Consider the following 15,412-nt stretch of genomic DNA (forward strand, 5'->3'; position numbering starts at 1 on the left):
TACCTTTACTCTGCTTGTTTTTCTGGCTCTTGTTTGAAAATAATCTTAAATATCGGGAAGAACACCCAGAATGAAATGGCACTGTTAATGATCATTGTAATCACATCTGCTGTTGTTTCACCGAATGATCCCATCCCCCATGTGTTCATTAATAAATCATATATCGGTGCTTTATAAAATCCTTGTGCTGCTGCAGCACCGATTGTAATAATAACATAAGCTACTAAATACCAGAATGCTGCTTTCCATATGTTACTATTAGATTTAAATGTAATACTTCTTTGGGCAAAAAAGTTAAGAATTTGGGCAATCGCGATCGTTATTTGAACAGCTAAGAAATAGGCGAGCCCACCTCCTCCTCCTGCTGACATAGCTCCAGCTGCATAATCAAATACATAGTAGGGACTGCCATCGAAATTTTCCCCGAATTGCATGATCTGAAAATTAGTACTAACTAATGAAGTTTGGGCAAATATACTCTTTAAAATTGGCATTAACGCTAGTTGTAATACGGTCACACCATTACTTAACATAAAAAACACTAAGAACTGGGCGATATTTGGATGTTTTTCCTTATATCTAGCCCAAAAACCTAGCGGACCTGAAGCCAATTTATGATCTGTTGCTTTTTCATTACTCATTATATCGCTCCTTTGTCGCATTGACTATATCAAATCGTTTCCTTTTGCGACTTTAACATTCTTCTTCTTTCTTTCAAGAAATGGCGTAATCCTTTAAAGAAATTCCCATTTACCATTTGCAAGATTCCATCTAGCATTGGCATATTTACTATACCGCCAGTCATTCTGGCTATTCCTCTAAAAGGCATATGGTAGACAGACATCATAATGAGGTTCGCCGTATCACGCTTCCCGATTTTTTGTAAAAACCGATGAGAAAAAGAGATTAAATGAAAAGCAAATCTAGCTACCATCCCTTTCGCATACTGGCATTGCGCAATCGTATCATTATAGCCTAACGGTTTAGAACGATCCCAGTTCGCTACAGGTACTTTCCTTCCTAACAATTGTTCAAATTCTACTTGTTCAACATGATTAGCTTTACCAGAATAATACGATGGTAGCTTAGCCTTATCATATGGTACAGGAGCGCTCGTTCCCTCAATCGAAATTGTTTGCTCTAGTCTTATGTCTTTGCTGGAAGTACCAATCATAATCCCGTAATCAGCTGTTTCAATCTCCCACTTATTTGTTTTCACATTGAAATAGCGAAATGTTTTGTCATCAAACGGAATATAGACTTCTTTTGTTTCATTAGGTTGAAGATAGACTTTACTAAATCCTTTTAATTCTTTTTTCGGTCTGAATATTTCTTGTGACTGGCATTGTACATAGAGTTGTGCGATTTCCGCCCCTGCAACATCACCTGTGTTGGTAATCTTAAATGTCACGCCGTCCTTTGTTACTTGAATATCATCGTATGCAAATGTTGTATAACTTAATCCATATCCAAATGGGAAGAGGACATTGACATTAGCTGTGTCGTAATAACGATAGCCGATAAATAATCCTTCGCGGTATTCAACACTCAATTCTTTACCTGGAAAATGTTGGCTGGCTGGTGTATCCACATACCGAAATGGGTATGACTCTGCTAATTTTCCAGAAGGATTCACTTCACCTGTTATGACACTCAAAACGGCTTTTGCTCCTGCTTGTCCACTTAAATAACCATGAACAAGACCTTTCACTTTATCGATCCATGGCATTTCAATAGCTGCCCCACATGATAACACTGCTACAATATTTGGATTGATCTGATGGACTGCATCTAATAATTCCAATTGATTTCCAGGTATTTTCATACTATTTCTGTCTAATCCTTCCGCTTCAGTCGCCTCATCTAAACCAATATACAAGAGGACAACATCCGCTTCGGCTGCCAATTTGCACGCCTTATTCAACATCCCTTTATTTCGTTTCCCGTACCGTTCAAATCCTTGCTCATATCCAATATGATCGATTGGTAATTGTTCAAGTACATCTAATGTGTTATCCAATTTAGTTGGATTAACGATCGAAGAACCTGCACCTTGATATCGCGGATTTTTCGCAAAGTCACCGATAGTTGCCACTTTAATTCCTTGTGGTAATGGTAAAATGTTTTCCTCATTTTTTAATAGAACGATAGACTCCTCAGCCGCTTGCTGTGCTTTTTGATGGTGTTTCTCTATATCAAACGTAAGACTAGGATTCCGTTCAAATACCTTTTCAGTTGAGAAAACAAGCTCTAAAAGACGATCAACACAAACATCTAATACTTCTTCACTTATTTTCCCCTCTTTGACAGCATGCACAATATCCTTATCTGTTTCACCAGCTGTTGTCGGCATTTCTAACTCATTTCCTGCAATAAGTCCAGCGACTCTATCATTACTACCTCCCCAGTCAGTAACAACAACACCGTCATAACCCCATTCATCACGTAAAATTTCCTGCATTAAATGGATATTTTCATTGGTATATTCACCGTTTAACCGATTATAAGAAGACATGACCGTTTTTGTTTTACCTTCTTTTATAGCAATTTCAAAGGCCGTTAAATAAATCTCGCGTAAGGTTCGTTCGTCGACTACCGTATCAATAGTCATTCTTCGCTCTTCTTGATTGTTAGCTGCAAAATGTTTCACACAAGCAGATATGCCATGTGATTGAATACCTTTTATATAACTGGCAGCAATTTTGCCTGCATGATACGGATCTTCACTAAAGTATTCAAAGTTTCTTCCGCATAACGGGTCTCTTTTCATGTTAATACCTGGGCCTAATAACACATTGACATTTTGAGCTACTGCTTCTTCCCCTAAATATTCGCCGATTTCTTCTCCTAAATTTGTATTCCAGCTATTCGCTACCGTTGCTGCAGTTGGAAAACAGGTTGCAGGAATACTTTCATTCAGACCAAGATGGTCAGCTGCTTCAGCTTGTTTACGAATACCGTGTGGTCCATCTGCAAGAAATATATTATTAATACCTAGACGATCAATACTTTCTGTTTGCCAAAAATCTTTCCCTGACATTAGTGATGCTTTTTCTTCCAGTGTCATCTTATTGATTAATTCTCTGTATTTCATAGTATTACCTCATTTTCTTAGATACTGTTGGTGTTTTTAAGCTGCATGATTAGGATTTTTCATAAGCCAACTTGCCATCGTCGTTGAATCATTATTTTCATAACACCACTATACATAAAGTATATTATTAGTTACTTGCTGCTTTTACATAATAGTGGTAGCACTGTTAATGTTTAAGTAAATCTGTAATTAGCGCTTGAATCCATAAACAGCCTAACCTCCCTTTAGATTTTCAAGCTCTCGAGCTAAACATTTGATAAATTTTATGATAATGATGTATTACTAACAACGCTTACAACAAGTCTCTAAACTCAGACTATCAAACTAAAGCTAATGCTATTTCACAAAATAGAAGCTAAACACCATTACAAATAAAGTGAGACTATGATCAATGGGAGTGTGGACTCTCACTGATTATTAGTGACACTTATCGGGGTGTTAGCGTCTGTTATTCCTATACTTATCTTTGTGTTTCTTGAAGATTTGAAGTAAGGGTCTTACAAACATTTAGCATCGGATATAATTAGCGCTCTATTTATTAAACAAGGATTTTTTGCTTCTTACTTTGTATTACAATGAAAGTTTAGCATATTTAAAAATTAGAAATTAATAAACATCATAAACAGTCATATTTATCACACGAACTGTTAATGTTTTATTGCGCAAATAAAGCTTGAACTTCCATTTGAAAGTGCTCAAATCTAAATCAGTTAATTTAAATTATGTCAAACACAATGAAATGTAGAATATGAGAATGCAACTCGCTAAATTTATGCAGACCGCGTTGAATGTGAACAGAACAACAGATCATAAAAATAAACCCCATGAAAAAAGGTTCCGATCATCAAATAAACGATGAACAGAACCTTTTTCCATTGTTTTTGGCTAGTTATGAAGAACCTCTTAAACATTTTTGCTATATATAGTTTTGAAGTGCTTCCAAAAAAACAATTAATGACCTCATTCTTCATCTTTGACGCCATCTTATCTCACAATTACTTCAAAAGCGGCATAAGAATCTTCATTTCAAACCAGTTTCCTTTTTTCTCAATATTTACTACACCATCATATTTTTGTACCGTATAGCGAATGCTTTTCAACCCATATCCGTGTTGATGAGATTCTTTCTTTGTTGTTTCCGGTAACCCTCCTACTAAATAGAGCTCATCTTCAAAGTAATTTTCAAACTTCATCATCAAAAACCCTTTTTGTTTAAACAACGTAACATGTATTAGCCTCTTTTCTTCATCCTCTATTTGTTTTTCATATTCAATAGCATTATCTAAGGCATTCCCAAAAATTGTACAAATATCCATCACTTCCATATTGTCTAACAACGTTCCGTCAACGACATAGGTTAGTGTTATATTATTATTAATACAATATAAATTTTTACTTGTAAAAAGTGTGTCTAACACATGATTACCAGTTTTGTTCTGTGCTTCATAAAACTTTATTTCATCCTCCATTTGAGTTAAGTATTTATTTCTCTCTTCTGGACTTTTTAATGCTTTGAGAGCGATTATTTGATTTTTCAAATCATGATATTTATAATTTATAATTTCAATACTCTCTTTTGATTGTTGATACTGTTCATACTGTTTTCTTAAAATAGTTTGCATAGCTTGTAATTCATGTCGCACCCTTAAATCATTGATTTGTATATGGTAAGCATATAATATAGCAAAACCGCCTAGATCTACAAATGTTCGAATATTTAGGATGTCTTGAGCATATTGTCCGCTAAAAGGTGTACGAGAAGTAATAAAACTCAAATTACTTATGGAAAAAACAGCCACCCCTATTGTCAGTGTAGACAAGAACTCACGTTTTCTAATATTTAACTTTCCTTCTTTCGGTATGAGTCTCCTTTCAAAGATCCAAATCAATCCAAAAGAAAATACAAATACTATACTAAACAGAAGGATGGATGCCATAAACGTATTTTCAAACTCATCCTTCCACAAAAAATAATGAATTTGCCATTCAAATGATGCAACTAATTCAGCTGCAACAAATGCCCGAACACTAAAATAACCAGCTTCAATTAGTGTAATCTCACAACTTAGGTAAATAAAGAGAAACATCATTGCGATTGCTACAATCATGGATGGAATCCAAAATACAATAGGTAAATCCTTTGTAGTTATTAAAAATGTGGCTTGTGCAAATAAAACCAATACAACAAACCCAATCAGTTTCCATCCATGTAACTTCTTTTTTAATAGTGAAATATAAACAATACAAGCAATCCATTCGGCTATTGCCGTATATAATCGTGGAATATCTGGTAATACATCTGTCACTGTATCACTTCTCCCCAATATTTCGTTAATGCTTCCATAAACGGTTTCTTTTTATTACGGCTAACCAAAAGTTTTTCCCCTCTAACGACTGCACAATTATCACTCATTCCTTCTACATGTTCCAAATTAATCAAATAACCTTTATGTGCACGAAAAAAATGAAAGCTTGCTAATTGTTTCTCTAAATCTCTCATTGTACCAGCCGTAACAAATTCTTCTTTCTGTGTTTTAAATAGTAAGTTATGTCCTTGACTCTCCACATAGTAAATATCTGAAACCTCTAGACGCATCACCCCACCTTTCACATTAATTGTTAGATAATTAGTTTCCTTTCTTTTCGTTCTACTTACAACTCTACTTAATCGTTCTGCAAATTGAAAATAAGAAATAGGCTTTAAAATATAGTCCAAAGCATTTACTTCATAACCCTTAATTGCATATTGCGTGGAATTCGTAATAAAAATAATAATTACTTCCGAATCAAATTTACGTATTTCCTCCGCTGCTGACATTCCATCCATAAAATCCATTTGAATATCCATTAAAATGACATCATAATTAGCCTTATAATGCTCGACGATCTCATCACCATCAGAATATGTCTCTATGGTCAGTATTTCTTCTTTTTCTTCTTCAAACCTTCTCAAATATTCGATTAATTGTTGCTGATACTTCATATCATCTTCCACTATTGCAATACGTAACATGGGTATCTCTCCTTTCTATTATCTTCAATGTTCTCCTGTGATATAATTATCTTCTTTTACAGTTAATCTTTCTTATTCATTCAAAATCGTCACTCATTTACATAAAAGATTATATTTGATAGAAATTATAACATAGATTATTTGCTTCCAATGAAAAACAGAGCAGTTTCTAGCCTAATATCTAGACTCTTTAACTACTCTGTTTTATCACTATTTATACATTTTTTATTTATATCACGAACAAATTGTTTAAAACTCTAGCATTATAAACAGCACCGCTTTATTGCATTTTCCAAGTGCGTGATACAGCATAGAGTACATTTTTACTTGCCCGTTGTAAACTTTTAACCGTACCTACTTCTGTACTAGAATCCTGTGCGGCTTCCATAAAAATCTTACTTTGATTCTCTCCACCTTGCCATGAAGCCATAGTGTCAAGAGTTACATCTCCTCCTGCATAAAGCATTTGCATGACATTCATATGTGGATACATATTAGCATCTGTAATGATTAAACCTTTAAAATCCCATTCATTTCTGAGCACATTGGTCAATAAGCTTTCATTTCCTCCAGCCCATTCTAAACCAATATAATTGAAAGAACTCATTACAGCCAAGCTGCCTCCTTCTTTAACAGCTAACTCAAATGGCTTCAAGTATATTTCTCTAATTGCTTGTTCATTGGACCAAGTAAAGAGTGTTGAACGAACGCCTGCTTCACGCTCATTTAATGCAAAGTGCTTAGCATAAGTGATAACACCTTTTTCTCGAGCACCACCTATTACTTGTGCAGCGATTTTTCCAGATAATACACTATCTTCGCTATAATATTCAAAGTTTCTCCCGTTATACGGCGTTCTATGAATATTCATCGCTGGTGCAAACCAACCACTATAGCCAAATGCTTGTGCTTCATTACCAACACTTGTACCCATTAGATAACCCGCATCCGGATTCCAAGTTGCTGCGACAATATTTGGTGATGGATATGTGACACCAACTCCTTCTGTACCCATAATCGGACCTGAGTATACATTGGATGCAATAGCCATTGTACCATCAGGTTGTAAAGTCTTCGGTACCCCTAATCTTTCAATTTCTAAAAGTTGATAAGCACCTGTTCCACTTACTTGTGTTAACTCTTCAAGCGTTAACTGTGAAACAAATTCATCCCATTTCGGATCATCGTAAGGAACATCAACCATGTCGGAAAGCATGATAGTTTCTTCAAGTTCCTGTCCAAAAGCTGGCATATCATCATCCGTATATCCTAATGACTCATCTGTAGGTACTTCATAAGACATAGCGTCAAGGATTTCCTCTGATGCAACATAATCAGACTTTTGAGGACCTGTAAATGCTCGACTGGATTCATTCCATTCTCTTGTCAAATAGTCATCAATATGGTGAGCATCTTCAAATTGATTTGTAGCAACTTGTGCATCTGATGGTCTTTTACCATCATTTTCTTCATTGTAAATAATATTATCTTCTAAATTATATGACTCAGAATCTACCAACGTATGCGAGTTATCCATTAACATGATCTCATAACTTCCCTGTTCTAAAACATACGCTTCATGTTCTTGATAGTCATATGACGCCATATCTTCTAATTGGAATGAAAGTGAATAAGTCTCCGTACCACCAGGTTGGATTTCATTCGTCTTATTAAAAGCAACCAGGTTCACAGAAGCCTTCTCTATTCCACCCGTGTAAGGAGGGTTATAGTATAGTTGAATAACATCCTTACCAGAAACATCTCCGGTATTTCTTACTGAAACACGTACAGTTACTTCCTCATCTTCGATACTCATGTCTATTATTTCTTTCTCAAAGTTGGTGTAGCTTAAACCATGTCCAAAAGGGAACATTACATCCTGATCATAATTGTAATTTTCGTCGGTAGCATGCCGTGTTTCATAATATTTGTAACCTACATAAATCCCCTCATGATTTTGTACGAAGTAGCCCTCTTCCTCTGGGGCGTTGGAATAATGAAAATCATCACCAGTCCAGTTACCTTCCTCGTCAATACCCTTATAGTTATTTGCTGCTGGCATACTTAAAATATCTTTTGGCCAGGTGTCTACTAAACGACCTGAAGGATTAAGAGTGCCATTCAGAATTCTAGCTAGTGATTTTGTCCCACTTTCACCTGGATATCCTATCCATAAAACACTTTTAATAGATGGATAATCGTCTAGAAAGTCTAACTCCATTACATTTGCAGAGTTAACCACTAGAATAACATTTTCAAAACTTGAACTAACGGTATCAACTAAAGCTTTTTCATCGTCTGACAGTTGAAGGTCTTTTACACTTAAATCAACCATTTCCCCAGCTCCACGACCGATCACGATCATAGCCGTTTCGGAATAGTCCTTTGCATGTTCAATAATTGTTCTTCCGTCTTCATATAAAGAAGTATCTTCATATGCATTTGATGGAACTTCAGGGAGCTTAATATTTCCTTCTGTTCCTAATATTTCAGAATCACTTTTATTTGCAGGTGCTTCCGTTTCATCAATTGAAATATCGCCATCTTCTATAAAATTATATTGTAAATGTAATAAATCCTCATTCAGCTCGAAATTACCTTCCTCACGAAGAGCATCTTCAAGCTTCATTGCAGATGTTACGTCTGTTGCAGTGGAGCCACCTGAATTATACAAGGTTTGAACCGCTCTCATTCCAAATATATTAATTTTGGCTTTTTCCTCTTCAGATGTAAGAATTGGCAGAAGATCATCTTTATTCTGCATTAATACAAAGCCTTCATCTGTAATCTTTTCGACTGTTTCTTTCGCACTGGAAAAAGCTAATTTTTGTTCTTCTGTATCCGGTTTGAATTTTTCTATTAACCAATACCCAGAAGATGTAATAACAAAGCCATATATTAAAACCCCGGCTATTAAAATAAATAGTGTACTAAAGCTTGCAATAAGAATATTTCTTTTTTTCCTACTCATTTTTCTTTTTGATTGTTTCCTATCATTTTCCATAATTAGACCCTCTTTCTTTATAAAACTTAAAATCATTCAAAATCACTGGATATACTATTCCCAATTTAAATTTTGTATTGTTAAGTTCATTTTCTTAAGTTCCTCTTTAATAAAGTATATATTGGTGAACTATTAGAAAACCCCTTTATTGATAACGGATTCATATTTAATCTAAATTCACCTTTCACTAAATAAAGTAAAACTTCAAACAATAGAAGTTATAGGGGGATAGCACCATGATAATAAATTATTTCAAATAGATATTATCACATACTTCCCATTATTTTTCTTCACTCGCATGAACGGTAGTTTTTATTTCATAAACTGCACATGAAAAGTAGGTTATCTCAGAAAAGCCCCGATAACATAAGGAATCAAATTTTTTATTAGAGTCTTTTTACCAGTACATTTAAAATCGTTTTGTGCGAGTCTGAAGTAATTCCACCTGCTTCAGTTGCTTCTACGCCACACGGAACTCTGTAAAGTAATTCTGTGTCTAATTCCTGTTCCAAGTCTTTAATTGTTTTACTAACTTCGTGTGTTATATGTAGGTCTCTTAGCTCAGTAGTTAAACTCTTTTTCTCCTATAATTTGATGAAATATTCTAGATATTTATAGTAGTTCTTTCATTTGTTTACGATAAGTTATGATATTGCTAAAATAGTTTTCATATGAAGAAATAACATTTATATTAAAGTATAACTTACCATAAAAAAAGAGAGCTAGTTCAGAAATTTGATGAATATGCAGGAAGCATAACATAAAGGGGATGACAACATGTACGATTATTTAATCGTTGGTGCAGGCTTATTCGGATCCGTTTTTGCTTATGAGGCCAACAAGCGAGGAAAGCAATGTCTTGTTATAGATAAAAGAAATCATATTGGTGGTAATATTTACACAGAGGATATCGAAGGGATTAATGTCCATAAATATGGAGCACATATTTTCCATACAAACAATAAACAAATATGGGACTATGTTCATCAATTTGCTGACTTCAATCGTTACACCAATTCTCCTGTCGCCAATTATAAAGGAGAAATTTATAATTTACCCTTTAATATGAACACATTTCATAAGCTATGGGGGAGCGTCACACCGAACGAAGCAAAACAGAAAATAGCTGATCAAAAAAAAGCCGCTAATATCACCACTGCTCGGAATTTAGAAGAACAAGCAATTTCGCTAGTAGGTACAGATATTTATGAAAAGTTAATTAAGGGATACACAGAAAAACAATGGGGAAGATCTGCTAAAGATTTGCCGGCATTTATTATCAAACGTCTTCCAGTCCGTTTTACTTATGATAATAATTACTTTAATGACCGCTATCAAGGGATTCCAATCGGTGGTTATACGAAATTGATTGAAAAAATGTTAGCAAGCAGTACTGTCCGATTAAATACGGATTATTTTGAGGAAAAAGAAGCATTGGACAAGTTGGCAAACAGAGTAGTCTACACCGGAATGATTGATCAGTATTTTGATTACTGCCATGGAACATTAGAATATCGCAGCCTAACTTTTGATACAAAGGTGTTAGAGGAAACCGATAATTTTCAAGGCAATGCTGTTGTAAACTACACAGATAGAGAAACCGCTTATACAAGAATAATCGAACATAAGCATTTTGAATTTGGGACACAAAAGAAAACGGTTATCACAAAAGAATATCCATCTGAATGGAAGCCGGGAAATGAACCTTATTACCCTATCAATGATACAAGGAACAATGAAGTGTATAAAAAGTATCAAACATTGGCAAATCAAGAAAAGCATGTTATTTTTGGCGGAAGATTAGCTACCTATAAATATTATGATATGCATCAGGTTATAGGTGCAGCACTAACCACTGTTGCAAAAGAATTCGGCGAATAAGAAAAAGCTTAAGGTCTGTTAACGTTCTTCCTTGGTTAATACCTTTATCCAAGGAAGAACGCTACTTTTTCATGAAATCTCTTATTTTTGTCGCTGAACAATATAGTGCATAAGTTGCTTAAAAAATGCAGTGTTATCTGGGAATTTTTCCAAAGCTTCTACTGCATCACAATAGTGTTTCCACATTTCTTTCTTAGCTTGTTTCTCACCTAACACTGTGACGAAAGTAGAGCTATTATTTTGTCGGTCGATTCCTGCTTGCTTTCCTAAAACAGTTGAGTCTCCTTCAAGATCTAACAAATCGTCTTTAATCTGAAAGGCAATTCCCGCATGATGGGTAAATTGCTTAATCGACTCTATTACTTCATGTTTGGCACCAGCAACGATGGCTGGCATCATTAACGCTGCTTCAAATCCGATCCCGGTCTTATATAAAGAGAGTTCCGTTAATTCCTCAATAGACAATTGCTTTCCTTTCGCTTCCAGGTCCATGAACTGCCCTTGACACATGTCTTGTGTCAGCTGTGTTGAATATGCTATCAAATCTAAAATTTTGTCTGCATCATATCTTCGTAACTTCGTCTGTTCCTGTACCGCTTTTTGCGTCATCCATAAGGCGGTTAACTCTGCTACAGCACTACTATATTTCTCATGTACGGTTGGTCTTCCCCTACGTATTGGTGCATTATCCTGTGAAGGAAGATCATCGAAAATTAACGAGGCAGTATGCATATATTCAATAGCTTTCAATAATGGAATAACATCCTTCCCTGCCAAGCCAAACCCCTCTGTTGCCATCACCCAAGTCATAATAGGCCTTAATCGTTTGCCATCCCCTTGTAAACTGTAATTCGCAGCATCAATGATAGCATGTTGTTCTTTAGGTTCAATCGTTAAGAATTGATTGATGGCATGACGTGCACTTTCCAATGTTCGTTGGAATTTCACTTTCTCTTTATCCTGCTGATCGATTGTTGCTACCATTTTGTCACGGAGTAGTTTATCAAAGAAAGCAACATTCTTCGTTCGCTCTACCATCTTTTCCAAAAAGGAAATAAAAGATGGACTGATAGAAAATGTCTGCAACAATTCTCTGTATTGCTGCTTGCCGAGACGTTTTCGTAATCGTTTCAATCCATTCGTCACTCGATCTAATATGATCTCTCGCGTTTTTTCATCATTTTGATAGACATGATGAATTAAATAAGAGATAACTGACCAATACATGGCAAAAGGATTAATTAAATCAGGCCGTTTATCACGGTATTTAATAAAATACGTATATGGTGTTACACTCCCCATTGACATATCCTGATCTATATCAGCTAAATCATCTGCTAACTGATTGTAAATACCGTAATAAAACATATGCTCTTCCACCTGATCATTCGCTGAAAAGGTTTGAAACGAGCGCACAATCATTCGCGATGAAGAAGATTTCAAAATAAGCGGGATATATAATTCTTCATTCGTATAATCAGGATTATCTAACCGTTTATTGCGATCTATTTCCTGGGCATGAAAAAACAAATAAGCATGTTGATAAAAATTATCAAGGTTATCTGGCGACTGATTGTTCTCCAAATATCGAAAGGCATTAGTTAATTCACGGTAAATTGGTTCAACAATCTCACAGTTATCCCCATCCCATGCTGTAAAAGGGATAATCTCCCCAGTTCGTAGCGTGTGTCGAATAAGAGAGGCAAACTGCCCCTGCTCTTGATTCGATAATATAGGTGCATCCAATAAGTCGTCAATAAATGGATAGGTTAGACCATAACAATAGCCAATCCGGACTGCTTTATCCAAACGCATGGTCCTAACTTGCTGAGATGTTTCCTCTTGTAATTCTTCTATTTCATGCATTAAGACACCAGCTATTATTTTGATTAATTTTCGTTGTGCATGCACTTTATCCAATCCTTCTGGAATGAGTGAAGACACATGCTTTAGTTTCTCAATCAGCCAGAAAAAGGTTGCTTCTAATGACTCCTTTTCAGCTAGTCGGTAAAGCTTCGCCAAGCTGAACCATTCTTGATTCGAGTGATGCTGTAAATACGTTCTCACATCCTCGGTTACAGCTGCGATTCTTTGTTGCACTTTGTCCGAGGAAATATCTCTCCCTAAATCACGTAAATAGATATAGGAAATACTTCGATGTAAATAATCATTAAGCATTCCTTTTTTCGCTAGTTGTTGAAGGAATTGTTGGTCTTCTTTTATTGCTATGTTGTCATAATTCCAGAAAGATGATTTTTTCTTTTCTTGATAGTCCTGCAAATCTGCTTTTAATGTTGCCGTAAACTGTGGGTCCTCTAACTGTTGCACTAAGGCTTGAAAATAAGTATGTGCTTTCTTTTCATTTTTTTGAAAGTGATGATCTAGCATATATGTCCATTCCTTATCATATTAGTTATTTGTAGTATATCATTTTATGAAGGAAATGGATGAAACATGTCGGTTATTTTTCTTTTTTAGCATAGTGAAAATAATCGATATCTACATAACCACCAGTTTCCTTGGTAGCGTAGTTGAATATCCCCATTCGATATCCCATGAAATGGTCTAATGTATATTTCATTTGAAGGGTCTTTCCGATTGGCTGCCAGTCTTGTCCATCAGCAGAATAATGGAAGGTTACTTCATCAACACTATCAACAAAATTAAATATCATTTTTAAGTAGATTTGCTCGTTAGTAAACGTTTTTTCTTCCACTACTTTTTCCTGATCATTTCCATCGTTTATTGTCATCACCACAGCATATTCACCATTTTCCTTTCGTTTGATGCCAACTGTACCGAAATTGCTCTGAAGCGCGATTAACCCTGCAAAATCTCCTATCTTCATGTTGGATGCATCAAGCAAAATAGTACCACTACATGCCGGTCCTTCTGTTCGTTGTGTCAATGTATTTGGTGCAGTTAAAACACTTGTTGTCAAATGTCCTGTTGTAAGTCGTAAATAACCCGACCTTTCCGTAACTGACCAATAGCAAGGATCTGGATTGTGATTCCATTGCCAATTTAACGCTAATTCATTTTTTCCATATTCAAAATCATCACTAATTACTAATGGTTTAGGGTCATCAGCAGGAAGATTTATTTCAAGCTTTTCAGGTGCTTTCCCATCAATACCGATCATCGGCCAGCCCTGTTCCCACTCTACAGGTAGGATATATGGAATTCTCCCGACAGCATCATGATCTTGAAACAACATCGCGTACCATTCCTTATTTGGTGTATCAAAGATCGCACCTTGAGCAATTCCTTTATTGCGATAGCCCATATCATCATCGAGAATAACCTTTCGCTCATACTTTCCCAATAATTCTGTGGAGCGATAGCAAACCTGCCTTCTCCGCTGATTACCATCGGACGGCCATTCGATAAAAAGTAAATAAAATTCACCGTTTAATTGATAGGCATGACAACCTTCACAACGTAGCCCGATATTTTCTTTCGGTGTTTCGAGTAATAAGCGATCGACTCCATCCGGTTTTACGGCTGTGAGATCTGCAGTTAGTTCCGTAATACGAATGTCACCGCATCCATAAATAACAAAAACTCTGTCTTGATCAAACAGTAATGCTGGGTCATGATAAATACCATCAATCACCGATCGAGTCCATGGACCATTTTCGATATCCTTTGTTTGATAAACGTAGAATTGATTCATATCATTGCTTGAAAAACAAAGATAATATGTATCATTATGATAACGTAAACTTGTTGCCCATTGGCCTTGACCATAGATCCCTTTTTCATCTTTTAATTGATGTGCCCGATTAGCTTCTAAGCTATCATATACATAAGAGACAATCTCCCAATCTCTTAAGTTATGCGATTTCATAATTGGGCAACCTGGCATCGAATGCATACTTGTACTTACCATATAGAAAGTAGACTCTACTCTAATTACATCGACATCAGGTACATCTGACCAGAAGATTGGATTAGTTACTATAATACTCATTTAAATGCCCTCCCCTGAACTTAACATTTCAATTATCCGCCTAATACAAACTATTATTTCAAAAACAGATCGATTAATCAATTACTGATTATCTAACTCATGTATTATCTTCATCTTCTCTTACGGTTTTTAGAATACTTCATTCATATAAGAAAAACTGAGTAAAATTCGCTCGGTCCTTATTACTAGATGGTCAAGATTTACGCTTTCTCTAGTGGCCATTATGGAATAATATCAACTGCTTGACCACCACTCCGGCTGCCCACTTCCCTTTCCGTGGGGTTAGTCCTTCAGCTAACTTTGTCGAGCCAAAACCGCTCGAAAAAGTGGATCTTCAGGCCAAACGATTCCCACAGGAGTGAAAGTGGGCGGCCTTCGCTTTATACATATGCTACAACATTTGTCAGATCTGGCAATTGGAGTTGTTATCCCTGTGAAAGTGCAAGG

General features: G+C 35.7%; 9 protein-coding genes. 1 reads left to right on the forward strand and 8 read right to left on the reverse strand.

Going from position 1 to position 15,412, the window contains the following annotated elements:
• Positions 1-5: 5 nt before the first annotated feature.
• The 6 genes from GHT08_RS08620 to GHT08_RS22475 all read right to left on the reverse strand — a co-directional run bounded on the left by GHT08_RS08620 (position 6) and on the right by GHT08_RS22475 (position 9,656).
• Complete coding sequence (locus GHT08_RS08620) at positions 6-641, reverse strand: hypothetical protein (protein WP_163581019.1); 636 nt, start codon at positions 639-641, stop codon at positions 6-8.
• 29 nt (positions 642-670) lie between these two features.
• On the reverse strand, positions 671-3,094 hold the full coding sequence (locus GHT08_RS08625) for a beta-glucosidase (RefSeq protein WP_163581020.1): 2,424 nt from the start codon (positions 3,092-3,094) through the stop codon (positions 671-673).
• A gap of 995 nt (positions 3,095-4,089) precedes the next feature.
• A complete protein-coding gene (locus tag GHT08_RS08630) occupies positions 4,090-5,400 on the reverse strand; it encodes a sensor histidine kinase (protein ID WP_163581021.1) in 1,311 nt (436 codons plus the stop codon).
• The gene (locus GHT08_RS08635; RefSeq protein WP_163581022.1) at positions 5,397-6,107 is read right to left on the reverse strand and encodes a LytR/AlgR family response regulator transcription factor; all 711 of its coding nucleotides are present in this window, start codon (positions 6,105-6,107) and stop codon (positions 5,397-5,399) included. Before GHT08_RS08635 ends, GHT08_RS08630 begins: the two co-directional genes overlap by 4 nt.
• 280 nt (positions 6,108-6,387) lie before the next feature.
• Complete coding sequence (locus tag GHT08_RS08640) at positions 6,388-9,111, reverse strand: glycoside hydrolase family 3 C-terminal domain-containing protein (protein WP_163581023.1); 2,724 nt, start codon at positions 9,109-9,111, stop codon at positions 6,388-6,390.
• A gap of 386 nt (positions 9,112-9,497) precedes the next feature.
• A complete protein-coding gene (locus GHT08_RS22475) occupies positions 9,498-9,656 on the reverse strand; it encodes a helix-turn-helix domain-containing protein (protein WP_420370960.1) in 159 nt (52 codons plus the stop codon).
• A gap of 232 nt (positions 9,657-9,888) precedes the next feature.
• Here GHT08_RS22475 and glf point away from each other — a divergent pair, with 232 nt between their 5' ends.
• The gene (gene glf / locus GHT08_RS08645) at positions 9,889-10,992 is read left to right on the forward strand and encodes a UDP-galactopyranose mutase (protein ID WP_163581024.1); all 1,104 of its coding nucleotides are present in this window, start codon (positions 9,889-9,891) and stop codon (positions 10,990-10,992) included.
• An 81-nt stretch (positions 10,993-11,073) separates the two neighbouring features.
• On the opposite strand, the gene GHT08_RS08650 is transcribed toward glf, so the two are convergent.
• Together GHT08_RS08650 and GHT08_RS08655 are read right to left on the reverse strand one after the other, a co-directional pair.
• The gene (locus GHT08_RS08650; RefSeq protein WP_163581025.1) at positions 11,074-13,380 is read right to left on the reverse strand and encodes a polyprenyl synthetase family protein; all 2,307 of its coding nucleotides are present in this window, start codon (positions 13,378-13,380) and stop codon (positions 11,074-11,076) included.
• 73 nt (positions 13,381-13,453) lie between these two features.
• Complete coding sequence (locus GHT08_RS08655) at positions 13,454-14,965, reverse strand: glycoside hydrolase family 43 protein (protein ID WP_163581026.1); 1,512 nt, start codon at positions 14,963-14,965, stop codon at positions 13,454-13,456.
• Positions 14,966-15,412: the final 447 nt, after the last annotated feature.

Source organism: Gracilibacillus saliphilus (assembly GCF_010994085.1).
In the GTDB taxonomy this organism is placed as follows: Bacteria; Bacillota; Bacilli; order Bacillales; family Amphibacillaceae; genus Gracilibacillus; species Gracilibacillus lacisalsi.